Origin of the sequence: Micromonospora sp. DT15, assembly GCF_049841475.1 — a bacterium.
Lineage (GTDB): Bacteria > Actinomycetota > Actinomycetes > Mycobacteriales > Micromonosporaceae > Micromonospora.
In genome coordinates, this window is record NZ_JBNCKJ010000014.1 from 106,982 (window position 1) to 130,412 (window position 23,431).

Sequence of the window (23,431 nt, forward strand, 5' to 3'; positions counted from 1 at the left end):
CGGTGCATGGGGGAGGTCCACCATGGCCCATTACACCCTGGGTCGTTCTGAGGGAGGCAGCACCGATGTTCAGACGTCCACAATGGCGGCGCGCGGCCAGATCACTGGTCAGCGCCGGCGCGGCGACGATCCTCGCCGCGACATGCTTGGCGACGATCAGCTCGGGCGCGCAGGCCGCGCCGGGCGGTGCGATGGGGGCGGGCGCCCAGACCGGGGACAAGATCCGACCGGAGCTCGCGAAGCAGCTCCAGGCCAAGAGTGAAGGGGACTTCTGGATCCGGTTCAAGGACCGGGCCGACCTGAGCAAGGCCAGCGCCATCAAGGACTGGTCGAAGCGTGGCACGGCGGTGGCGGACGCGCTGCGCAAGACGGCCGCCGCGAGCCAGGGCAAGATCCGGGCCGACCTCGACAGCTCGGGCACCAAGTACCAGACCTTCTGGGCCACCAACGCCATCAAGGTGAACAGCGGCTCGCTCGCGATGGCCCAGAAGTTCGCCGGATACTCGGAGGTCGAGGGCCTCTACGCCCCGGTCTCGTACAAGGTGCCGGAGACGACCAAGGGCACCGACGAGAAGACCGTGAACGCCCTGGAGTGGGGCATCGCCAACATCAACGCCGACGACGTCTGGTCCCAGTACGGCGTCAAGGGCGAGGGCATCACCATCGCGAACATCGACACCGGTGTGCAGTTCAACCACCCGGCGCTGGTGAACTCCTACCGCGGCAACAACGGCGACGGGACGTTCGACCACAACTACAACTGGTTCAACGCCGCCAACGCGACCGGGGCCTGCGCCACCGCCCCCTGTGACGGCGACGGCCACGGTACGCACACCATGGGCACCATGGCCGGCTCCGACGGCGCGAACCAGATCGGTGTCGCCCCCGGGGTCAAGTGGATCGCGGCGAACGGTTGCTGCCCCAGTGACGCCGCGCTGATCAATTCTGGTCAGTGGATGCTCGAACCGCTGGACCTCAACGGTCAGAACGCGGACGCGAGCAAGCGCCCGAACATCATCAACAACTCGTGGGGCACCCGGGACCCGTCCAACGAGCCGTTCATGGAGGACGTGACGGACGCCTGGACCGCTTCCGGGATCTTCGGCACCTGGTCCAACGGCAACAGCGGGCCGGCCTGCGAGACCAGTGGCTCGCCGGGCAGCCTCGCCAGCAACTACTCGACCGGCGCGTACGACGTCAACAACAACGTCGCCGGCTTCTCCGCCCGCGGCGTCGGTCAGAACGGCGAGATCAAGCCCAACATCTCCGCGCCGGGCGTGAACGTCCGGTCGAGCATCCCGGGCAGCGCCTACGGCACCATCAGCGGCACCTCGATGGCCGCACCGCACCTCGCGGGCGCGATCGCGCTGCTGTACTCGGCGGCGCCGTCGCTGGTCGGCGACGTCAACGCGACCCGCGCGCTGCTCAACGGCGCCGCGATCGACAAGGCCGACGACCAGTGTGGCGGCACCGCCGCCGACAACAACGTCTACGGCGAAGGCCGACTGGACGCCCTCGCCCTGCTCAACGCCGCCCCGACCGGCGACATCGGCACGCTGGCCGGCACGGTCACCGACGCGACCTCCGGCGCCCCGATCGCCGGGGCGACGCTGACGCTCACCGGCGCGTCCGAGCGTGAGCTGACCACCGGTGCCGACGGCAAGTTCTCCACCCAGCTTCCCGCCGGCGACTACCAGGTCGCCGTCGCGGCGTTCGGGTACGGCAGCACCACCAAGACGGCGACGGTCGCCAAGGGCGCGACCACGACGCTCAACGTCGCCCTCACGGCGGTGCCGAGCGTCAACGTCACCGGAGCGGTCACCGACGGATCCGGCCACGGCTGGCCGTTGTACGCCAAGGTGACAGTGACGGGGGTGTCCGGCGTCTACGACCACACCACCCCGTCGAACGGCCGCTACAGCATCAAGCTGCCGGCCGGGCAGACGTACACCCTGAAGTACGAGCCGCAGTACCCGGGCTACCAGACCGTCACCAAGCAGGTCGTGGTCGGCTCGGGCAACGTCACCGCCAACGTCGCCGTGCCGGTGGACAGCAATGCCTGCACCACCGCCCCCGGGTACACGAACGGCTCCGACGGTGAGTACGAGACCTTCGACGCCACGACCACGCCGGCCGGCTGGACCGTCGTCGACAACGCGGGCAGCGGTCAGGTCTGGAAGTTCACCGACGACGGCGACCGGGGCAACCTGACCGGCGGCAGCGGCAACTTCGCGATGATCGACAGCGACGCGTACGGGGCGGGCACCACCCAGGACACCTCGCTGGTCAGCCCGGTGGTCGACCTGACCAGCGTCACGGCCCCGGTCATCCGGTTCAACCAGGACTTCAACCAGCTCAACGACGACACCGCCGACGTGGACCTCAGCATCGATGGCGGTGCCACCTGGACCAACGTGCTCCGGCAGGAGACGGACGTCCGGGGGCCGAAGCTGACCGAGATCCCGATCCCGCAGGCGGCCGGTAAGGCGCAGGTGCAGGTGCGGTTCCACTACTACGACGCCTCGTACGAGTGGTGGTGGGAGGTCGACAACGTCCTGATCGGCAGCCAGGTCCTCTGCGTGCCGGTCGACGGCGGTCTGGTCGTCGGCAACGTCCGCGACAAGAACGACGACAGCTACGTCAACGGCGCGACCGTCACCAGCAAGGACCGGCCCGCCGAGAAGGCCGTCACCGTGGCGACCCCGGACGACCCGGGGCTGGCCGACGGCTTCTACTGGATCTACTCGTCGCTGACCGGCGAGCACCCGTTCACGGCGACCGCCGGCAACTACGTCAGCCAGACCAAGCAGGTCGACGTCGAGGCCGACTGGGCGACCACCGCGAACTTCCAGCTCGCGGCCGGTCGACTGGCGGTGACGCCGACGCAGTTGAGCGCGACGCTCCAGATGCCCAACGGCAAGACCAGCAAGTCGTTCACTGTGACGAACACCGGCGGCGCGCCCGTCGAGGTCAAGTTCGGTGAGCGGGACAACGGGTTCGAACTCCTGCGGGCGGACGGCTCCACTGTCACCCGGCAGCAGGTGCTCGGGTCCAGCGGCGCGCCGGAGCAGCGGCTCACCGTACCGACGTCGTTCGCCGCCAAGGCGTCCGGCAAGGAGGCCAAGGCGGCTGCCGCGGCGGCCGGCCCGCAGGCGGCGCCGTGGACCGACATCGCCAACTACCCGGCCACGATCATGGACAACCGGGTGGTGAACCTGGACGGCAAGGTGTATTCGATCGGTGGTGGCGACGGTGAGGCCTCCACCACCAAGAACTACGCCTACGACCCGGCCGCGCAGACCTGGACGGCGATCGCCGACCTTCCCGGCGCGCGTAACGCGGTGACCGCGGGCGTGGTGAACGGCAAGATCATCGTCAGCGGTGGCTGGGGCGACTCCGGCCCGGACTCCGCCACCTGGTCGTACGACCCGGGGGCCAACACCTGGACGGAACTGGCCGACAACCCGGCACCGCGGGCCGCAGCCGGTCAGGCCGTCGTCGACGGCAAGCTGTACGCGGTCGGTGGCTGCACGACGGCGGCCTGTCTGCCGATGTCGAACAGCGTCGTCCGGTACGACCCGACCGGTGACACGTGGGAGACGATGGCCAACTACCCGAAGTCGGTGGCCTTCGCCTCCTGCGGCGGGATCGACGGCGTCCTCTACTGCACCGGCGGCAACGACGGATCCGCCGCGCAGAAGTCCAGCTACGCCTTCGACCCGGGTGCCAACACCTGGACCGCCGTCGCCGACGCGCCGGCCGACAACTGGGCCAGCTCGTACGCCGTCGCCAGCGGCAAGCTCCTCGTCGTCGGCGGCTCGCAGGGCGGGGCCATCAGCAACGCCGGCTTCGCCTTCGACCCGGCCGCCGGTTCGTGGTCCAACCTGCCCAACGCCAACACCGCGCGGTACCGCGGCGGCGCGGCGTGCGGCTTCTACAAGATCGGCGGCTCGTCCGGCAGCTTCAACGCGGCCCCGGACAGCGAGGTGCTCCCGGGCTTCGAGGGATGCTCCGAGTCGGCGGCCGACGTCAGCTGGATGACCATCGACAAGTCGGCGGTCACCCTCGCACCGGGTGCGAAGGTCACCGTCACCGTCGGTCTGACGGCGAACGTGGACCAGCCGGGCACCTACTCCGGCGCGGTCGCGATCTCCGAGAACACCCCGTACTCGGTGGCACCGGTCGCGGTGACCATGACCGCGAACCCCCCGAAGACCTGGGGCAAGCTCATGGGTACGGTCACCGGCACCAGCTGCCAGGGTGCGACCTCGCCGCTCACCGGTGCGGTCGTGCAGGTCGACTCGTGGGCGGCGTCGTACACCTTCGCCACCGATGCCGAGGGCAAGTACGCCTACTGGGTGGACCGCCGCAACAACCCGCTCACGATGATCGTGGCCAAGGACGGCTGGAAGCCGCAGACCCGTCAGACCAGGATCGACACCGCCACCCCGACGGTGGAGAACTTCGGGTTGGCGCCCATCAGGTGCTGACGCCTGAGCACTAACCGAAGAAGTCCGGCCCGCCTGGTCCCCGACCAGGCGGGCCGGACCGCGCCCGGGGTGATCAGACGGGCGCGAGCCGGAAGCCGACGCCGCGTACCGAGTGGATCGTCGCCGCGGCGTTGAGACTGGCGAGCTTGCCGCGCACCCGGCGGACCACCGAGTGGATGTCGGAGCCCCGGCCGAGGTGCCGGTTGCCCCAGACCTCGAGGTGCAGGCGCTCGTAGGTCCAGACCTGACCGGGCGCGTGCACCAGGCAGAGCAGGACGTCGTGCTCCAACCGGGTCAGGTCGATCTCCTGGTCGCGCCAGCGCAGCACCCGGCGGTCCGAGTCGACGGCCAGATCCGGTGGCGGTGGCTGTGGGCTCGGTGTCACCTCGGCGAGCACCGCGGTGGTCGGGGGAGCCGGGGCGGCAGGCGCCTCGACCACCCCGAGGAAGTCTCGTGCCTGGTCGACTGTCGAGACGATAAGGAAGGCGTCACTGCCGCCGAGCAGCCGGGCCAGATGTCGCCGCTCGGCCGGCGAGGATGCGATGCCGATGACCAGGCTGGCCACTGGAGTTCCCTGCATTTGCCAACACCTTCCGGTTCCCCAACTCGCTCCGGATGGATTTTTCGCACTGCCGACCGAAACATCGATCGGCGTCCTGACCCTAGTGGTGGCTGATCTCGGCTGGGTAAAACATAGTTGCATGTAAGCATGTGAATCCCATCGAGCCGTCCGGGCCCGCCCGGCCACACCGCCGACGATCCGCTTCTCCGGAAGCGGTGGGGGTGGTTGTGACAGAACCAAGACAATCCGAGGACGGGGTACGGACCTGCCGAAGCGAGCATGGTCGCCATGTCCATCGGATCGTTGTACTCCGTCGGGCGGTCGACGCCCGGTCCGGCGCGACCGCTGCCCCACGCCCGCGCCGTGGTGCCCCTGGGGCTTCGGCTGCTCGCGGCGGCGCTGTCCGGTCTGGTTGCCCTGACCCTCACCGCCGCCGTCTTCGTGCGGACGTACCCCGGGCAGTGGCTGGACGGGGTTCTCCTGCCACGCGCCGAGCGGGGCGGAGGCTACGAGCAGCAGACCGTGCTGGTGGGCCCCGCCAAGACCGTGCTGGCCACCTTCGGCAGTCCGACCCTCATCGCGGCAGTGCTCGGTGTGGTGCTGCTGGTGGGTGTGCTTCGCCGGCGGCTGGTGGCGGGTGTCGTCGGTGTGGGCATCGTCGTCTGCGCGGTGCTGCTGGCCGGCGCGGTGAAATCGGAGCTGCCCCGTCCGGATCTGGAGGTCCTGAGCTCCACCACCCACAACAGCTTCCCCAGCGGCCATGTCGCGGCGGCGACCGCCCTGCTGCTGGCGTTCATGCTGGTTCTGCCCGGGTGGGCCCGGCGCTGGCTGGCGGCGCCGGGCGCGGCCGGGGTCTCGGTGATCGCCGCCGCCACGATGATCGCGGGCTGGCACCGGTTCAGCGACGTGCTCGGTGGCGTACTGCTGGGGGTGACCCTGTTCTGCCTGGCCTCGGCAGCGTTGGCGACCTGGTCCGGCGACCGCGACACGACAGGCGGTTCGGACGGCGGCAGCCTCTGGCGCAGGCTGGCCGAGGCGGCAGTCGGGCTGGTCGTGCTGGTCTGGGCGCTCCTGGTGGTCGTGCCCGGTCTGGCCGCCTCGGTGCAGCGCGGCTTGTTGATCGCCATCGTGGCCGCGGCCGCCTCGACGATGGCGCTGGTGGGGGCGGTGGTGTTCCTGGTGCGGTCGACGGGTTTCGCGGTGCCGCTCTCCCCGCGGAGCCCTCCGCAGCCACCGTCGACGACCGAAACCCGAAAGATCTCATGATGGGATACTTGCCGACATGTCCCAGGTGCTGTTGATCGAAGACCACCAGACGGTGCGCGACGGACTGCAGTTGGCGCTCACCCGACAGGGCCACACCGTGCACGCGGTGGGCACCGGTGAGCAGGGGTTGGAGCGGCTGCGCACGACCCCGTCCGATGTCGTGGTCCTCGATCTCATGCTGCCCGGGATGGACGGGTTCGAGGTCTGCCGCCGCATCCGGCAGCTCGGCGACCTGCCGATCATCATGCTCACCGCCCGCAACGACGACATGGACGTGGTCGCGGGCCTGGAGGCCGGCGCCGACGACTACGTGGTCAAGCCCGTGCAGGCCCGGGTGCTGGAGGCGCGCATCCGCGCGGTGCTGCGACGGACCGGTGGCGACTCGCGGCGTGGCGGCGACCGGACCGGCCCGGAACAGCACGGTGAGTTGACCATCGACCGGGCCGCGCTGGTGGTCAGCAAGGACGGAACGCCGGTCAGCCTCGCGCCGACGGAGCTGCGGCTGCTGCTCGAACTCTCGCATACGCCGGGCCAGGTGCTCAGCCGCCAGCAGCTGCTGGCGGCCGTCTGGGAGCACGGGTATCTCGGCGACTCGCGACTCGTCGACGCGTGCGTCCAGCGGGTACGCGCCAAGATCGAGGCCGACTCGTCGGCGCCGGTCTTCATCCAGACGGTGCGTGGTTTCGGATACCGGTTCGGGCCGCTGTGACGCTGTGGCGCCGGGCCGGCGCATGGGTCTCGGGTCTACGGGTCCGGCTCCTCCTGGCGTTCGCGCTGCTGGGCGTGACCACGACGGTGGCGGTGGCCGGTGGCAGCTACTTCCAGGCTCGGACCGTCATCCTGCAGCAGGCGCAGGACGCCGCAGTGATGTCGCTGAGCGACCAGCTCACCAAGGTCTACCCGATCGTCCAGCTGCCGCCGACCCAGGACGACCTCGAACAGTTGGCCCAGCGCCTCAGCGACCGGGAGAGCTTCGCGGTGGTCGTCTATCGGGACATGCGGGCGCAGGGCGGCCCCGACCTCGCCGACCCGCTCACCCCCGAGCTGCGGCAGAAGGTCCGTGACGGTCGCATCGCCTGGCAGCGGGTCTCACTCGACGGAGAACCCGCACTGCTCATCGGTACCCAGTTGACACTCGACCGCTCGGACGGCACGTCCCGCCCGTCCGGGCTGGAGGTCTACTCGGTGCGCAATCTCGTGCCCGAGCAGCAGAGCATCGACCGGCTCGCCAACAGGGCATGGCTGACCGGCGGGTTGTCCCTGGTCCTCGCCGTCCTGCTGGCCCTGCTGTCCGCCCGTGGAGTCCTGCGACCCGTCCGCGACCTCAGCCGGGCGGCGCGCCGCCTCGGTGAGGGCGACCTGAGCACCCGGTTGACGGTCCGGGGCGCCGACGAACTGGCGGATGTGGCACGGACCTTCAACGACACCGCCGGCACGCTGGAGCGGCAGGTCGGCGAGCTGCGGCGGTTGGAATCCGACGCCCGCCGCTTCGTGGCCGACGTCTCGCACGAACTCCGGACGCCGTTGGCCGCGATGACGGCGGTCACCGACGTGCTCGACGAGGAGGCGGAACACCTTCCCGGGGACGCGGGCCGGGCCGCCCGGCTGGTCAGCCAGGAGACGCAGAACCTCACCCAACTGGTCAACGACCTCATCGAGATCAGCAGGTTCGACTCCGGCACCGCGCGGCTCGCCCTGGACGACGTGGACGTGGCCGCGGCGGTCACCGCGACCCTGCGGATCCGCGGCTGGCTGGACCGGGTACGAACGGAGTTGCCACCCGGCATCGTGGCCCGACTGGACCCCCGCCGACTGGACGTCATCGTCGCCAATTTGGTCGGCAACGCCTTCCGGCACGGTGCCGAGCCGGTGTCGGTGCGACTCGGCGCCGACCCGGACTGGGTCACCATCGAGGTGGCCGACCGGGGGCCCGGACTGGACCCGGAGGTGCTGCCACACGTCTTCGACCGCCTCTACAAGGCCGACACCGCGCGAACCCGCTCCGAAGGCAGCGGCCTCGGTCTCGCCATCTCCTGGGAGAACGCGCGCCTGCACCGCCACGGGGAGCGACGGGGGAGTCTCGTCGCGGGCAACGGCACCCACGGCGGCGCGGTGTTCACCCTCCGCCTGCCCCGCGAAACGGCCGACACCGGAGGTGCCCGGTGACCGGCCGACGGACGGGCCGCGCGCTGCTCGCCGGCGGACTGCTTCTGACGCTGGTCGCGGCGGGCTGCGGCGTACGACCGAGCACTGTCATCACCGGTCGCCCGCCGGTCAGCGGCTCCGCCCAGGGTGCATGGCTCTACCTGCTCGCGCGGGGCGAACTGGTGCTGGTCCTCCGCCCGGTCAACACGGCCCCGTCGCCCGCCGCCGCGCTCTCGCTGCTCGCGGCCGGTCCCCAGGCGAACGAAGGTGCCCAGGGTTTCACCAGCGACGTTCCGGCGGGCCTGGACCCGGTCACGGTGACGGCGGGAACCGGTCGGACCGGTGGCCTCACGGTGCGGGCGGACATCGCCGCGCGGGCGTTGTCAGAGCAGGCGGTCGACCAGATCATCTGCACGACGGTCGCCGCCGCGGCGCAGGTCAGCGCGGCGACCACCAACACCACCGTCACCATCGTCGGGTCGGACGGCGCCCGAGGGCCTCGGGCGTGCCCGATCAGGTGACCGGGCGCCGACTCACACCAGGTGGTCGACCGCGCGTTGCGGCCGGGGCAACCCGCTGTGGTGGCCGTGGTCCTGGTCGGCCAGCGCGCCGGCGATCAGGATGTCGATCAAGGCGGCGAAGCCGATGCCGGCCTGCTGCCAGATCTGCGGGAACTGGGACGCGGCGGTGAAACCGGGGAACGTGTTGACCTCGTTCACGATGGGCTCGGGTGACCCCTCGGTGGGCAGGAAGAAGTCGACCCGCAGCAGCCCACGGCAGTCGAGGGCCTGGAAGGCGCGAATCGCCCGGTCCTGAAGCACCTCGGTGGTCGCCGCGTCGAGCGGGGCGGGAATCTGGAAGGTCGCCCCGCCGTCGTACTTCGCGTCGTAGTCGAAGAAGCCGGCGCCGGTCACCCGGATCTCCAGCGGCGGACCGGCCTGCACCCGGCCGTCCGGGTGCTGGAGGACGGCCACGTCGATCTCGCGTCCCCGCGCCCCCTGCTCGACGAGCACCTTCGGGTCGACCTGGCGGGCCTGCTCCAGCGCGGCGGGAACTCCCGCCCAGTCGTCCACCCTGACGACGCCCAGGCTCGACCCGGCACGGGCCGGCTTGACAAAGACCGGCAGCTCCAGCCGACGCTGGTCCTCGGCCGACAGGGCCTCACCGGCACGCAGGGTCACCCCCGGGCTGACCCGCAGACCCTCCGCCGCGAGGAGCCGCTTGGTGACCCCCTTGTCCATGCCGGCGGCGCTGGCGAAGACACCGTTGCCGACGTACGGCACGCCGAGCCACTCCAGCAGCGACGACACGGTGCCGTCCTCGCCGTACGGGCCGTGCAGGGCCGGGAACACCACGTCCTGGGCGCGCAGGACACGCAACGCAGCGGGCAGGGGCGTCGGTCGACCGCCGACGTGCCACCCGCCGTCGCGGTCGATGAGCACCTCGGTGACCTGGTACCGCTCACGGTCCAGGTGGGCGAGGATGCTCGCCGCCGAACGGCAGGACACGTCGTGCTCGCCGCTCTGCCCGCCGTACAGCACTGCCAGTCGGGTTGTCATGAGTTCCGTGCCCTTCCATGGAGGTGCTCGCGGGCCACCCGGGCCCCGATGCCGGTCAAGATCTCGTGTGGGTTGGTGTCGGCCCAGCGGGCCCACTCGACGACCGTCGGAGGGTGCTGGTCGCCCTCGGCCGGGCCGAACACCACGACCGGGTCGCCGATCGTCACGGGGAGATCCCCGGCGTCGACAACGCACTGGTCCATGGCGATGCGCCCGACGATCGGGCATCGCCGGCCGGCGAGCCACACCGAGGCGCTGCCACCCGCGGCCCGGGGCAGCCCGTCGGCGTAGCCGAGCGGCAGCAGCGCCAGCGTGGTCGGTGTGCCGGTCACGTGGTCGGGCCCGTAGGAGACGCCCGTGCCGGCCGGCACCCGCTTGACGTTGACCACGCTCGTCCGCAGAGTCATCGCGGGGTGCAGCCCGAACTCACCCGGACCGCTCACGCCGAACGGGTCCACGCCGTAGAGGGCGATCCCGATCCGGCAGAGGTCGAATCGGGTCCGCGGTGCGGAGAGCGCGGCCGCCGAGTTGGCCAGGTGGACGAGATCAGGGTCCAGGCCGGCCGACCGTGCGGTCCGCAGCGCCTCCTCGAAGATCGCCACCTGACGGGTGAGCGCCGGGGCGCCCGGCAGGTCGGCGTCGGCGAGATGGGACCACACCCCGCGCACCCGGACCCCGCCCTCTCGTTCGTACTTGCGGGCCCAACCGACCAACTCGGGCCAGTCGTCCCCGGCGGCCCCGTTGCGGGACAACCCGGTGTCCGCCTTGAGCTGCACCATCGCCGGTGCGCCGAGCAGGCGGGCCGCGTCGGCGACGGCGTGCAGGTGCGTCGTCGTGGACACGCCGACGTCGACGCCGTTCTTGATCAAGATACCGAAGTCGTCATCCGGACCGTGCAGCCAGCTCAACGTGGGCGCTGTCACACCCGCCTCGCGCAGGGTCAGCGCCTCGGCCGTCGAGGTCACTCCCAGCCAGGAGGCGCCGGCGCGCAGCGCGGCCCGGGCCACCTGCACCGCCCCGTGGCCGAACCCGTCGGCCTTCACCACTGCCATCAGTCCGGTGCCGGCGACCGACGCGATCGTCCGCACGTTGCTGGCGATCGCGTCCAGGTCGACCAGGGCTTCGGCGAGGGCGCTCATCCGGCCGCCTCCACCGTGCGCCTGCCGGGCAGCGCGAACAGCCAGCCCGCGCGAATCGCCAGCAGCCCGCGGTGAACCGCCAGGCTCAGACCGATCACCAGCCCGCTCAGCAGAATCGGATAGCCGAGCACGATCAGGCCCTGAGCGGACCCACCCAGCCCGGAAACCGGTACGAGCAACAGCCGGTGCAGCAGGGCCAGGACCGGCATGTGAATGACGTAGATCGGCAGGGTGATGCGGCCGAGCCTAGCCAGCGGTTCGCTGAGCACCGACCACCGCGACAGCCGCGCAGCGGCGGTTATGCCGAAGATCACTGCCACCACCGAGACCGCCGGCCATACTCCGAACCACTGCTGGGCGCCGGTCACCGCCATCGCGGCGAGCGCCAGGACGTAGCCACCCGAGGTCAGCAACAGCCGGCGGCGGCTGGCGGTGGCGGCCCACCGCTGGATCTGCGGCCGCAGGTACAGACCGGCGAGGAAGAAGACCAGGTTCTGGTAGAGGCCGGCGCGGTTGCCCGGGGTGTCGAGCACGCCGGCGGCGGCGACAGCGGACAACGCGGCGGCGGGGGCCAGGACCAGCGCCCAGGGCACCCGGCGGGTCACCTTGGAGATCGTGAAGTACAGCGCCAGGGCGTACAGGTACCAGAGGTTGGACGGCGTGACGGTGAGCTGCTCCAACAGGCCGAGCGCCGAGGTGGCCCGGTCCGTAGGCAGTTCCGGCGCGGCGGCGAGGACCACGGTGTGGATCAGCAGCCAGACGGCGTACAGGTAGAGGAAGCCGGCGATCCGGCTGCGGGCGACGACCCGCCACGGCCGCTGGGCGGCGTTCGCCGCGAAGACGCCCGAGATGGTGAAGAACAGCGGCATCCGCAGTGGCAGGAACTGCTCACCCAGCGTTCCCCAGAGGCCCGGCACCGGTACGCCGACGTGCCAGTCGATCTGGAGGTAGTCCTTCACGACGACGTGCCACAGGACGACGAGGACGATGCAGACGCCCTTCGCGGCGTCCGCCCACCGCGCCCGGTGTGATCCGGCGGCGGCGGGCGCGGAGGCGCTGGCGGGTCCGGTCCGTTGGCGGTGCCGAGACCGGGCGCGCGTCGCGTCGGGCTCCAGTTCGGCGGGCCGGGACCTGGTGGGCTGTGGGATCACGCACCGAAAGCTGCCAGCCGGATATCCGCACGTGATCCACGAATTGTCATGATCCGGTAATGGACGGCGCAGGACCCGATCCGTGGGCGGTTCCGAGCCGCCCCCGGCGCACGTCGGACGGCACTAGGCTCGTTGCGGAGGTGCCGAACATGAAGCTCGGACTGCACTACTGGAACTACTCGATCCCGGCCGACCCGGCGGCGATCGCGCCGACCCTGGCGCAGGCGGCGACAGTCGCGGAGCAGGCCGGAGTCGCGTCGTTCACGGTGATGGACCACTTCTTCCAGATGGACGCGGTGTTCGCGGCCGAGGAGCCGATGCTGGAGGCGTACACCACCCTCGGCTACGTCGCGGCCATGACCCAGCGGATGACACTGGGCGTACTGGTCACCGGCGTGATGTACCGCTACCCGGGGTTGCTCGCCAAGACCGTGACGACCCTCGACGTGCTCTCCGGCGGCCGGGCCCGCCTCGGCATCGGCGCCTCCTGGTACGAGCGGGAGCAGCTCGGGCTGGGTGTGCCGGTCGTCCCGGTGGCCGAGCGGTTCGAGCGGTTGGAGGAGACGCTGCGCGTCTGCCTTCAGATGTGGAGTGCCGACGACGGCCCGTTCAACGGGCAGCACTACCAGCTCGCCGAGACCATCAACTCGCCGCAGCCGTTGAGCCGTCCGCGTCCGCCCATCATGATCGGTGGTGGCGGCGAGAAGAAGACACTGCTGCTGGTGGCCCGGTACGCGGACGCCTGCAACCTGTTCGGCCGTGGCGGCATCGACGACATCTCGCGCAAGCTGGATGTGTTGCGCGGGCACTGCGCCGCCGAGGGCCGCGACTACGACACCATCGAGAAGACGGTGGTCGCCTCCCAGGCGCCGCTGGACGACACCGACGCGTTCCTCGCCGAGGTGACCGAGTACGCGGCGCTCGGGGTGAGCGAGGTGCAGGTGACGCCGGATCGGGACCCGGTCGAGTTCGCCCGGCGGCTCGGCGACGAGGTGCTGCCCCGGTTGGCCGACATCGGCTGATTCCGCTCGACGAGCCACGAGGGCCGTCCTCCCGGTGGTGTGGAGGACGGCCCTCGTCGGTGGTGGGGTCAGGCGACCGCTGCGGGGAACCGCTCCCAGACCCGGTGCGCGGCCATCAACTGCTGCACCGCCGTCAGTGCCTCGGCGCCCGAGCCCGCCGCCACGACGCCCGGGGTGCCGGCGACGCCGGCCTGCTCCAGCACCGTGACGCCGGCGCCCCAGGCGCCGATCGCCTTGGCGTGCCGCCAGCACTCCTCGACGAGCAGCAGCACGCGGGGGTCCACGGTGGCCGGGGCGGGCGTGCCCGCCTTGGCATCGCGTGCGGGCAGGGCATCCGGTGCGGGTGTCGGCGCTCCGGCCAGCAGGATCACGTCGAACTCGACCGACCGGCCGGTGGCGAAGGTGCGCTGCACCGGCAGGTCGCCCACCATGCCGCCGTGCGGGGCGATCAGCAGCGGCACCATGCCGGCGTCGAACACGGCCCGGCGGACCTCGTCGACGCCGTCCAGGTCACCGGCGGGGTCGACGACGATTCCGACGGTCCGGCCGTCACTCGGCCACTCCCGACCGACCTGCGACAGCGCCGGGCTGGGCGTGACGTCGGGGAGGGCGACGGTCGGCTGGGGTGCGGGCAGGCCCAGGCCGGTGGCGACCTGCTCGCACAGCACCGGGTCGATGTTGGCGAGGCTCTGCAGCTGGCGCTCCTTGATCGCCTGGTGGTAGCACTTGCCCAGCTCGAAGGTGTACGCCCGGATGATGTGTTCCTTCTCGACCGGCGACATGCTCAGCCAGAACAGGCGGACCTGGCTGTAGTGGTCGTCGAACGAGGCCGGGTTCGCGCGTACCTTCGGTGCCTGCGCGACGGTGACCGGCACGTCGACGAAGGCCTGCTCGGCGTCCCCGGCGGGGAACGGGTTGCCGCCGTCGAGCGAGTTCGGCCGGTACGGTGCGACGCCGGCGTGCACGGCGTGCTGGTGGAAGCCGTCGCGCAGCATGTCGTTCACGGCGGCGTGCGGGCGGTTGATCGGGATCTGCGTGAAGTTCGGCCCGCCCAGCCGGGTGAGCTGCGTGTCGAGGTACGAGAAGAGCCGGCCCTGCAACAGCGGGTCGTTGGTGACGTCGATGCCCGGGGGCAGGTGACCGAGGTGGAAGGCGACCTGTTCGGTCTCGGCGAAGAAGTTCGTCGGCGTCCGGTTGAGCACCAGCCGCCCGATGGGCTGCACCTCGGCCAGTTCCTCCGGCACGATCTTCGTCGGGTCGAGCAGGTCGATGTCGGCGAAGGTCTCCTCGGGAGTGTCCGGGAAGACCTGGATGCCCAGCTCCCACTCGGGATACGCGCCGGCCTCGATGGCGTCGTAGAGGTCGCGTCGGTGGAAGTCCGGGTCGATGCCGCCGAGCAGCTGGGCCTCCTCCCAGGTCAGCGAGTGCACGCCCAGCTTCGGCTTCCAGTGGAACTTGGCCAGCACCGTCTCCCCGGCCTCGTTGACGAGGCGGAAGGTGTGCACGCCGAAGCCCTCCATCGTCCGGTACGAACGCGGAATGCCCCGGTCGGACATGTTCCAGATGGTGTGGTGCTGCGCCTCGGTGTGCAGCGACACGAAGTCCCAGAAGGTGTCGTGGGCGCTCTGCGCCTGCGGAATCTCCCGGTCGGGGTGCGGCTTGCCGGCGTGGATGATGTCCGGGAACTTGATCGCGTCCTGGATGAAGAAGACCGGCATGTTGTTGCCGACCAGGTCGAAGGTGCCCTCGTCGGTGTAGAACTTCGTGGCGAAGCCACGGGTGTCGCGGACCGTGTCGGCCGAACCCCGCGAGCCGAGCACAGTGGAGAACCTGACGAAGACGTCGGTCTCCCGGCCCTTCTTGAGGAAGCCGGCACGGGTGACCGCCTCGGCGGTGCCGTACGCGGTGAACACCCCGTGCGCGCCGGCGCCGCGGGCGTGCACCACACGCTCCGGAATGCGCTCGTGGTCGAAGTGCGTGATCTTCTCGCGTAGGTGGTGGTCCTGGAGGAGCACCGGGCCGCGCGGGCCGGCCTTGAGCGAGTGGTCGGTGTCGCGCAGCCGCGCCCCGTTCGCGGTCGTGAGGTAGGCCCCCTGCTGACCGTTCGCGGTCGTCGGCGCGCCGGTTTCCGCGCCGGTCGGCGTGCGCGTCTGCGGTGCCCCCTGTTCTGGCTTCGGCGGCAGCGGGTCGTGCGGCGTCGTCGGCTCCTCGACGGTCGGTGGTGCGCTCCCCGGCGCACCGGGGACAGCTGGGCTGAGGGCGTCGGCGATCTTTCCTGAGGCGGTCTTCACGGCGTTCTTGACCGCCTCGGCGGGCTTGCTGGAATCCACTGAATGAACCTCTCCATGGCACGTGGGCGGGCCGGCGCCTGCCCTGCTACCCCTGGTCAGAGGGTCGAAACACGACTGATCTCGGCATTTCACGTCGGGACTGGTGATTTCGCCGATGCCGGGATCGGCGGAGCAGCCAAAACTGACACACGTCGATATCCCTCGACTCTAGGGAGTGCCCGACGTGTCCTCACCAACCACCACCCGTCCCCGTTCCGTCACAGCCCGTGCCACCCGGCTCGCGTTGGCCGCCGTCCTGGCCGCCGGCGGTGCCCTGGCCGGGTCGTCCAGCGCCGCCCAGGCCGCCGGCCCGTACGAGCGCGGCCCCGCCCCGACCACCTCGATCCTGGAGGCCAGTCGCGGACCGTTCGCCACGGCGTCGCAGAGCGTGTCCTCGCTGAGCGTCACCGGCTTCGGCGGCGGCGTCATCTACTACCCGACCAGCACCAGCGAGGGCACCTTCGGCGCCATCGCCATCTCGCCCGGCTACACAGCGGCCTGGTCCAGCATCAGCTGGCTCGGACCGCGTATCGCCTCGCACGGTTTCGTGGTGATCGGCATCGAGACCAACACTCGGCTGGACCAGCCGGACAGCCGGGGCCGGCAGTTGCTCGCCGCGCTGGACTACCTCACCGAGCGCAGCTCGGTGCGCACCCGGATCGACAGCAGTCGACTCGCTGTGGCCGGCCACTCCATGGGTGGCGGGGGCAGCCTGGAGGCGGCCTCGTCGCGGCCGTCGTTGCAGGCCGCGGTGCCGCTGGCACCGTGGAACCTGGACAAGAGCTGGTCCGAGCTGCGGGTGCCCACGCTGATCGTCGGTGGCGAGAGCGACAGCGTCGCGCCGGTCTCGTCGCACTCGGTGCCCTTCTACAACAGCATCCCGGCCTCCGCCGAGAAGGCGTACCTGGAGCTGAACGGGGCGAGCCACTTCTTCCCGCAGACCACGAACACGCCGACCGCGCGGCAGATGGTGGCCTGGTTGAAGAGGTTCGTCGACGACGACACCCGCTACGAGCAGTTCCTCTGCCCCGGCCCGAGCGGCTCGCAGATCCAGGAGTACCGCAACACCTGTCCCAGCGCCTGACGGCGGTCACGGGGCGGTCGCCGATGGCGGCCGCCCCGTCCACGTGCGTGAAGGGGGCATTGAAGGTCTTGACGCCTAACCCGAGAAACGTACACTGCGAGTGTAAATAAACACCCGCCACGACAGAGGGATGGGTGATGGAGCGCGGCCTCGAACTGCACCACATCGGCGTCCGTTTCGGCGGCCTCACCGCCCTCGACGACGTGTCCCTGCGGGTGCCACCCAACCGGGTGGTGGGCGTCATCGGGCCCAACGGCGCCGGCAAGACGACGCTGTTCAACGTGATCTGCGGCTTCGTCGCGCCGGAGACGGGCTCACTCACCCTCGACGGCCGGCCGCTGCGGCCACGGCCGCACCGGCTGACCCGGCTCGGCATCGCCCGGACCCTCCAGGGCACCGGGCTGTTCGCCGGGCTGAGCGTGCTGGAGAACGTGATGACCGGCGCTTCGCACACCGCCCGTGCCGGCTTCGTCCCGGCACTGCTCGGGCTGCCGGCCAGCGACCGCGACGAACGCCGGCTGCGCGCGGACGCCCTGGCCATCCTCGACGAGCTGGGCATCGCCGAGCACGCCGGGGCCGCGCCGACCACCCTGCCCTTCGCCGTACGCCAGCGGGTCGCCCTGGCCCGCGCGCTCGCCGCCCGCCCCCGGCTGCTCCTGCTCGACGAGCCGGCCGGTGGCCTCGGGGCGGACGACATCGCCGAGCTGGGGGAGCTGGTCCGCCAACTGCCCCGGCGGGACACCGATCCCTGCGCCGTGCTCCTGGTCGAGCACCACATGGACCTGGTGATGGCCGTCTGCGACGAGCTCGTGGTGCTCGACTTCGGCCGGGTCATCGCCGCCGGCACCCCGGACGAGATCCGCGACGACCCCGCGGTCACCGACGCGTACCTCGGTGCCACCGTCGAGGAAGAGGTCTCCCCATGAGCGGCACCGATCTGCTCGTCGTGCGAGGGCTGGTCGCCGGTTACGGCGCCGCGCCCGTGTTGCGGGCCATCGACCTCACCGTCCCGGCCGGCACCATCGCCGCTGTCGTCGGTGCCAACGGCGCCGGCAAGACCACTCTCCTGCGGGCGCTCTCCGGCATGATCCGTCCGGCCGCCGGCCAGGTCCTGCTGGCCGGCGAGGACCTTCGCGGTACGCCGGTGGAGCAGCTCGTCCGACGCGGCATGGCGCACGTCCCGGAGGGTCGGGGCGTGATCAGCGAGCTGACCGTCGACGAGAACCTGCGGCTGGGCGGGCTGTGGCGGCGCGACCGGGCCGACGCCGGGCGTGCCCTCGACGAGGTCTACCAGCTCTTCGAGCCGCTGGCCCGACGCCGCCGGCACCTCGGTCACCAGCTCTCCGGCGGCGAGCGGCAGATGCTGGCGCTCGGTCGGGCCCTGGTCGGCCGACCCCGCCTGCTGCTGCTGGACGAGCCGTCGCTCGGCCTGGCGCCACGGGTCGTCGCCCGGACCATGGCCCTGCTCCGCCAACTGCGCGACCGCACCGGCCTGACCGTCCTGCTGGTCGAGCAGAACGTGCGCAGCGCGCTCGCCGTCGCCGACCAGGGCGTCGTGATGTCCCTCGGTCGGGTGGTGATCGCCGCCCCGGCGGCGCGGCTACGCGACGACGTCGACCTGCGCCACGCCTACCTCGGTTTCTGACCACCACCTCGTCCCCCGGAGGGAGGACTGTTGGACCGCTTCGTCTTCCTCACCGTCGACGGCCTGTCCCGCGGCGCGGTGTACGCCGCGTTCGCGCTGGCCCTGGTGCTCATCTGGCGGGCGGCGCGGGTCGTCAACTTCGCCCAGGGGGCGATGGCCGTCGCCGCCGCGTACGTCGCCTACACCGTCAGCACCGCCACCGGTTCCTACTGGCTGGGCTTCGTGGTCGCGATCGTCGCCGGCCTGCTGCTCGGCGCGCTGGTGGACCGGGTGGTGATGCGGCACGTCGATCACGCCTCACCGCTCAACCCGGTGATCGTCGCGCTCGGGCTGGTGCTGCTGATCCAGGCCGTGCTGGGAATGGTGTACGGCAGCGAGTTCCGCCCCGCCGAGGCCCCGTTCAGCCGGTCCGCCCTGACCGTGGGCGGCGTCGCCGTGCTGTCCCCGTACGACCTGTTCGTCTTCGCCACGATCGGCGTGGTGGTCAGTGGTCTGGCCTGGATGTTCGCGCGTACCCCGGTGGGGTTGCGGATGCGCGCGGCGGCCTTCGCTCCGGAGGTCTCCCGGCTGCTCGGGGTCAACGTCGGTGGGATGCTGACCCTCGGTTGGGCGCTCGCCTCCGGGGTGGGCGCGCTGGCCGCCATGCTGGTCCTGCCGACCGAGCTGGGCCTGCACCCGCACGCGATGGACCTGGTGTTCGTCTCGGCGTTCACAGCGGCGGTGGTCGGCGGGCTGGACAGTCCACCGGGGGCGGTGGTCGGTGGGCTGGTGGTGGGGTTGCTGCTCTCCTACGTGAGCGGCTACGCCGGCAGTGACCTCACCCCGCTCGCGGTGCTGGTCCTGCTGCTGGCGGTGCTGCTGGTCCGGCCCGGTGGGCTGTTCGCCCCGGTCGTGGCGAGGCGGGTGTGAGCGCCACGAAGGCGGCTGTGCCGCCGAGAGAGCAGCTCGACGACCCGGCCGGTCGGCCGGTCGACCGGCGACGCGGCTCCACCCTGCTGCGCCACCTCGCGGTGGTGCTGGCCGCCGGGTTGCTACTGGTGGCGGTCAGCTACTCCGTCGAGCCGTTCCGCAACTTCCAGCTCGCCACAGTGGCCGCCTACCTGTGCGCGACCGCCGGGCTGACCGTCCTCACCGGGCTCAACGGTCAACTGTCGCTCGGGCACGGCGCGCTGATGGCCACCGGGGCGTACACGGTGGCGCTGTGCCAGACCGCGTTCGCCGACCGGGGGATGACCGGCGGCTGGCTGTTGCCGCTGTCGTTGGCCGCGGCGATCGTCAGCACGGTCGCGGTCGGCGCGGTGGTCGGTGTGGCAGCGGCCCGGCTGCGCGGCCCCTATCTGGCCGGGCTCACCCTCGCGGTGGCAGTGGTGGTGCCGGCGCTGGCGGTCACCTTCGACGGCGTGTTCAACGGCGAGCAGGGGCTGTCGGTGCCGGTCGAGCCGCCGCCGCTGTCGCTCGGCCCGTACTTCCCGTACGAGCGGTGGCAGCTCTGGGTCACCGGCGCGGCCACCCTGCTCGCGTTGCTGCTGCTGGCGAACCTGATCCGCAGCCGGTACGGGCGGACCTTCCGGGCGGTCCGCGACGACGAGGTGGCGGCCCGCCTCGCCGGCATCCACGTGGCCCGCACCCAGGTTCTCGCCTTCGTGGTCAGCGCCGCCACCGCCGGGCTCGGCGGCGCGTTGCTGGCGGTGCTCGCGCAGAGCGTCTCACCCGGCGCGTTCTCGCTGACCCTGTCGCTGTTCCTGCTGATGGCCGTGGTGATCGGTGGCCTGGGTCGACTGACCGGCGCGCTCTGGGGGGCGGTCCTGCTGGTCGCCCTGCCCGATCTCACCCACTCGCTGACCGGGATGCTCACGCTCTCGCCCGCGGTGGCGCAGCGGATGGAGGGCAATCTCCCCCTGGCGATCTTCGGACTCACCCTGATCGTCGTCATGATCGCCGCCCCCGGCGGTGTGCAGGGTCTGCTGTCGCGTCTCGGCCGGGCGTTGCTGGCCAGGCGGCCGACCCGGCGTTCCTGAGCTGTCCTCGGTCCGGCCTCGGCCGGGCGCCCCACCACCACACCGTTCCCCAGAAAACCGGACCGAGAAAGGTCGGTGTCTCCCATGCACCGTAAAGCGCATCGCGGCCTCGCGATCGCCAGCACCCTTGCCCTGCTCATCACCGCTGCCGGCTGTAGCGGCGACGACGGCCCCGGCTCCGGCGGGGCGTCGGTGCCGGGCGTCACCGGCACCGAGATCGTCGTCGGCACCCACATGCCGCTGACCGGGCCGGCCTCGGCCGGCTACTCGAAGATCGCCCCGGCGACGAAGGCGTACTTCGACTACGTCAACGCCAACGGCGGCGTGCACGGCCGCAAGATCACGTACAAGATCATGGACGACGGCTACAACCCGGCGAACACCCAGCAGGTGGTCCGCCAGCTCGTCCTCCAGGACAAGGTCTTCGCCATCCTCAATGGTCTGGGCACGCCGACGCACACCGGTGTGCTCGACTTCCTCAAGAGCAACCGGGTGCCCGATCTCTTCGTCGCCTCCGGCAGCCGCAGCTGGGACCAGCCGGACAAGTATCCGGGCACGTTCGGGTTCAACCCGGACTACACGGTCGAGGGCAAGATCCTGGCCAACTACGCGAAGGCGAACCTGGCCGGGCAGAAGGTCTGCTTCCTCGGGCAGGACGACGACTTCGGCCGGGACAGCCTGGCCGGCGTGGAGAAGGTGCTCGGCGCCGGTGCCGTGGCGGCCAAGCAGACGTACGTCACCAGCAATACCAACGTGGCACCGCAGATCGGCGCGTTCAAGGCGGCCGGCTGCCAGGTCGTCGTGCTCGCCACGGTGCCCGGCTTCACCGCGCTCTCCGTCGGCACGGCGGCGCGGCTGGGCTTCAAGCCGCAGTGGCTGGTCTCCAACGTCGGCGCCGACCACCCGACCCTGGCCAAGCAGCTCGGCGCGGCGGCGCCACTGCTGGAGGGCATGGTCGGCACCAACTACCTGCCGATGCAGAACGACACCGCCAACCCGTGGATCCAGCTCTTCACGAAGGTCAACAAGGAGCACAACGGGGACGCGCCGTTCGACGGCAACACCGTCTACGGGATGTCGGTCGGCTATCTCTTCGTGCAGACGCTGCTCGCCGCCGGCAAGGACCTCACCCGGGAGAAGGTCCTCGACGCCGTGCAGAAGGGCGGCTTCCAGGGCCCCGGGCTGGTGCCGCTGCGCTTCTCCGCCACTGACCACTCCGGGTACGGCGGCCAGCGGTTGAGCCGGGTGAGCGGGGGAGTGCAGAGCTACTTCGGGCCGGCGTACGAGACGGACGAGGCGGACGGGGCGGTCAACGAGTACACCGTCACTCCGGCTGCGCCCCCGGCGAACGGGGTGCCGACCGTCTCCTGAGGCTCCGCAGCCCCGACGTCCGACCGGGCGTGGTCCCGCCTGACCACGCCCGGTCGGACGGCTGCGCGCGTGCTGCCGGCGCGGCCTGCCGGCCGACCGTCGAGGGCGTTGACCGATACCGATCGATGCTCCTACTATCTGCACCGTGAATGCATATTCGGGCCGGCTCGCGGGCCGGGTCGCCATCGTCACCGGGGCCAGTCGCGGGATCGGTCTGGCCATCGCCCAACGCCTCGTCGCCGAAGGCGCCCGGGTGGGCCTGACCGCCCGCCGCCCCGAAGGGCTGGCCGAGGCGGTCGCCACACTTGGCGGTCCGGCACACGCCCTCGCGGTGCCGGGCCGGGCCGACGATCCCGAGCATCGGGCCGCCGCGGTGCGTGCGGTGACCTCGGCGTTCGGGCCGGTGGATCTGCTGGTCAACAACACCGGCATCAACCCGGTGCACGGCCCGCTGGTCGAGCTGGACCTGGCCGCGGCCCGCAAGATCCTCGACGTGAACGTGGTCGCCGCGCTCGGCTGGGTGCAGGAGGTCTGCGCCGCCGGCATGAGCGAGCGCGGCGGCTGCGTCGTCAACGTCTCGTCGATCGCCGGGCTCGGTCCGTCACCCGGCATCGCCTGCTACGGGGTCAGCAAGGCCGCGCTCAACCACCTCACCGCCAGCCTCGCCGTGGAGCTGGGCCCGACGGTCAGGGTCAACGCGGTCGCTCCCGGCGTGGTGAAGACCCGCTTCGCCGCCGCCCTCTACGACGGACGGGAGGCCGAGGTCGCCGCGCGGTACCCGCTCGGGCGCCTCGGGCTGCCGTCTGACGTGGCCGGCGCGGTCGCCTTCCTGGCCTCCGACGACGCCAGTTGGATCACCGGGCAGACCATCGTCTGCGACGGCGGCGTCTCGCTGACCGGCCGGGCCGGATGACGGCGTCGGCGGAGCGTCCGGAGCCGCTGATCAACGGCTGTCTAGACTCGGCGGTGTGTCGGGGGACGCCGTGGCGGTGAGGGGGCGAGGGCGGATGGACGCAGTCGATGTGGCGGGTCGGGTCGACGGGCGTACCGCCCGCGCCGAGCGCACCCGCGCCGCCATCGTCGAGGCGCATCTCGCGCTCATCTCCGAGGGCGACCTCCGCCCGACCGGGGAGCGCATCTCCGAGCGGGCCGGCATCTCGCTGCGCACCCTCTGGACCAACTTCAAGGACATGGAGACGCTCTTCGAGGCCAGCGGCGCGGAGGTGCTCCGCCAGCAGGACGCCGCCCACCGGCCGATCTCACCCGGGCTGCCGTTGGCGAAGCGGGTCGACGCGTACTGCCGGCAGCGGGCTCGCCTGCTCCAGCTCATCGCGCCGTCGGCGCGGGCCGCCCAGATGCGTGAGCCGGTCTCCGAACAGCTGCACCGCAACCGTCTCAAGCACATCGAACGGGTCCGCGACGAGGTCGAGGAACTCTTCGCCGTCGAGTTGGCCGAAGCCGGGGCGGGACGGGAGCAGTTGCTCAACGCCCTGGTCGTGGCGAGCACCTGGCAGTCCTGGTCGATGCTGCGCTACGGGCTCGGTCTCGGCGTGGACCAGGCCCGCGCGGTGATGGCCCGGACCGTGGGCGCTCTGCTGGCCGAGGTCGCGCCCGACTGATTCCGGCCCGGCCCGATATCGCCCCCTCTT

At 71.3% G+C, this 23,431-nt stretch carries 19 protein-coding genes; 14 read left to right on the forward strand and 5 right to left on the reverse strand.

All coding sequences use genetic code 11. From position 1 onward, the window contains the following. Positions 1-65: 65 nt before the first annotated feature. Positions 66-4,490, forward strand: a complete 4,425-nt coding sequence (locus ACLQ3F_RS27345) for a S8 family serine peptidase (RefSeq protein ID WP_425852265.1) — start codon at positions 66-68, stop codon at positions 4,488-4,490. 73 nt (positions 4,491-4,563) lie between these two features. Here the strand turns inward: ACLQ3F_RS27345 and ACLQ3F_RS27350 are convergent, their stop codons facing one another. Continuing rightward, positions 4,564-5,070: a winged helix-turn-helix domain-containing protein gene (locus ACLQ3F_RS27350; RefSeq protein WP_425852266.1), complete on the reverse strand. Its 507-nt coding sequence runs from the start codon at positions 5,068-5,070 to the stop codon at positions 4,564-4,566. Positions 5,071-5,340: 270 nt separating this feature from the next. Between ACLQ3F_RS27350 and ACLQ3F_RS27355 the strand changes: the two genes are divergently transcribed. From ACLQ3F_RS27355 to ACLQ3F_RS27370, 4 genes are read left to right on the forward strand one after another with little or no spacing between them, the layout of a single operon-like run. Then, positions 5,341-6,318, forward strand: a complete 978-nt coding sequence (locus ACLQ3F_RS27355; RefSeq protein WP_425852268.1) for a phosphatase PAP2 family protein — start codon at positions 5,341-5,343, stop codon at positions 6,316-6,318. A gap of 16 nt (positions 6,319-6,334) precedes the next feature. Further along, the gene (locus ACLQ3F_RS27360; protein WP_425852270.1) at positions 6,335-7,027 is read left to right on the forward strand and encodes a response regulator; all 693 of its coding nucleotides are present in this window, start codon (positions 6,335-6,337) and stop codon (positions 7,025-7,027) included. After that, positions 7,024-8,484 carry an ATP-binding protein gene (locus tag ACLQ3F_RS27365; protein WP_425852272.1) on the forward strand — a complete coding sequence of 487 codons (1,461 nt, stop codon included), beginning with the start codon at positions 7,024-7,026 and terminating at the stop codon, positions 8,482-8,484. The genes ACLQ3F_RS27360 and ACLQ3F_RS27365 overlap by 4 nt, the downstream gene beginning before the upstream one ends. Then, complete coding sequence (locus ACLQ3F_RS27370; RefSeq protein WP_425852274.1) at positions 8,481-8,984, forward strand: hypothetical protein; 504 nt, start codon at positions 8,481-8,483, stop codon at positions 8,982-8,984. Before ACLQ3F_RS27365 ends, ACLQ3F_RS27370 begins: the two co-directional genes overlap by 4 nt. A gap of 12 nt (positions 8,985-8,996) precedes the next feature. Here ACLQ3F_RS27370 and ACLQ3F_RS27375 read toward each other — a convergent pair whose 3' ends face one another. From ACLQ3F_RS27375 to ACLQ3F_RS27385, 3 genes are read right to left on the reverse strand one after another with little or no spacing between them, the layout of a single operon-like run. Next, on the reverse strand, positions 8,997-10,022 hold the full coding sequence (locus ACLQ3F_RS27375) for a D-alanine--D-alanine ligase family protein (RefSeq protein WP_425852276.1): 1,026 nt from the start codon (positions 10,020-10,022) through the stop codon (positions 8,997-8,999). Beyond that, entirely contained in the window at positions 10,019-11,161 is a 1,143-nt protein-coding gene (gene alr, locus ACLQ3F_RS27380) for an alanine racemase (RefSeq protein ID WP_425852278.1), read from the reverse strand. Before alr ends, ACLQ3F_RS27375 begins: the two co-directional genes overlap by 4 nt. After that, complete coding sequence (locus ACLQ3F_RS27385) at positions 11,158-12,312, reverse strand: acyltransferase family protein (RefSeq protein ID WP_425852279.1); 1,155 nt, start codon at positions 12,310-12,312, stop codon at positions 11,158-11,160. The genes alr and ACLQ3F_RS27385 overlap by 4 nt, the downstream gene beginning before the upstream one ends. A gap of 149 nt (positions 12,313-12,461) precedes the next feature. Here ACLQ3F_RS27385 and ACLQ3F_RS27390 point away from each other — a divergent pair, with 149 nt between their 5' ends. Further along, positions 12,462-13,334, forward strand: a complete 873-nt coding sequence (locus ACLQ3F_RS27390; RefSeq protein WP_425852281.1) for an LLM class F420-dependent oxidoreductase — start codon at positions 12,462-12,464, stop codon at positions 13,332-13,334. 68 nt (positions 13,335-13,402) lie between these two features. Here ACLQ3F_RS27390 and ACLQ3F_RS27395 read toward each other — a convergent pair whose 3' ends face one another. Continuing rightward, positions 13,403-15,664 carry a catalase gene (locus ACLQ3F_RS27395; protein WP_425852283.1) on the reverse strand — a complete coding sequence of 754 codons (2,262 nt, stop codon included), beginning with the start codon at positions 15,662-15,664 and terminating at the stop codon, positions 13,403-13,405. A gap of 184 nt (positions 15,665-15,848) precedes the next feature. Between ACLQ3F_RS27395 and ACLQ3F_RS27400 the strand changes: the two genes are divergently transcribed. The 8 genes from ACLQ3F_RS27400 (at position 15,849) to ACLQ3F_RS27435 (ending at position 23,401) form a co-directional block, all read left to right on the forward strand. Further along, positions 15,849-16,748 carry an alpha/beta hydrolase family protein gene (locus ACLQ3F_RS27400; protein ID WP_357195861.1) on the forward strand — a complete coding sequence of 300 codons (900 nt, stop codon included), beginning with the start codon at positions 15,849-15,851 and terminating at the stop codon, positions 16,746-16,748. Positions 16,749-16,885: 137 nt separating this feature from the next. After that, positions 16,886-17,674, forward strand: a complete 789-nt coding sequence (locus ACLQ3F_RS27405) for an ABC transporter ATP-binding protein (RefSeq protein ID WP_355006583.1) — start codon at positions 16,886-16,888, stop codon at positions 17,672-17,674. Next, a complete protein-coding gene (locus ACLQ3F_RS27410) occupies positions 17,671-18,393 on the forward strand; it encodes an ABC transporter ATP-binding protein (protein ID WP_355006584.1) in 723 nt (240 codons plus the stop codon). Before ACLQ3F_RS27405 ends, ACLQ3F_RS27410 begins: the two co-directional genes overlap by 4 nt. Before the next feature lie 30 nt (positions 18,394-18,423). Further along, positions 18,424-19,302, forward strand: coding sequence for a branched-chain amino acid ABC transporter permease (locus ACLQ3F_RS27415; protein ID WP_355006585.1), 879 nt, complete (start codon positions 18,424-18,426; stop codon positions 19,300-19,302). Beyond that, the gene (locus ACLQ3F_RS27420) at positions 19,299-20,411 is read left to right on the forward strand and encodes a branched-chain amino acid ABC transporter permease (RefSeq protein WP_355006586.1); all 1,113 of its coding nucleotides are present in this window, start codon (positions 19,299-19,301) and stop codon (positions 20,409-20,411) included. Before ACLQ3F_RS27415 ends, ACLQ3F_RS27420 begins: the two co-directional genes overlap by 4 nt. Positions 20,412-20,495: 84 nt before the next feature. Next, positions 20,496-21,782 (forward strand): ABC transporter substrate-binding protein, encoded by a 1,287-nt coding sequence (locus ACLQ3F_RS27425; protein ID WP_425852286.1) that lies wholly within the window; start codon positions 20,496-20,498, stop codon positions 21,780-21,782. A 145-nt stretch (positions 21,783-21,927) separates the two neighbouring features. Continuing rightward, entirely contained in the window at positions 21,928-22,695 is a 768-nt protein-coding gene (locus tag ACLQ3F_RS27430; RefSeq protein WP_425852287.1) for an SDR family oxidoreductase, read from the forward strand. 94 nt (positions 22,696-22,789) lie between these two features. Continuing rightward, entirely contained in the window at positions 22,790-23,401 is a 612-nt protein-coding gene (locus ACLQ3F_RS27435) for a TetR/AcrR family transcriptional regulator (RefSeq protein ID WP_425852289.1), read from the forward strand. Positions 23,402-23,431: the final 30 nt, after the last annotated feature.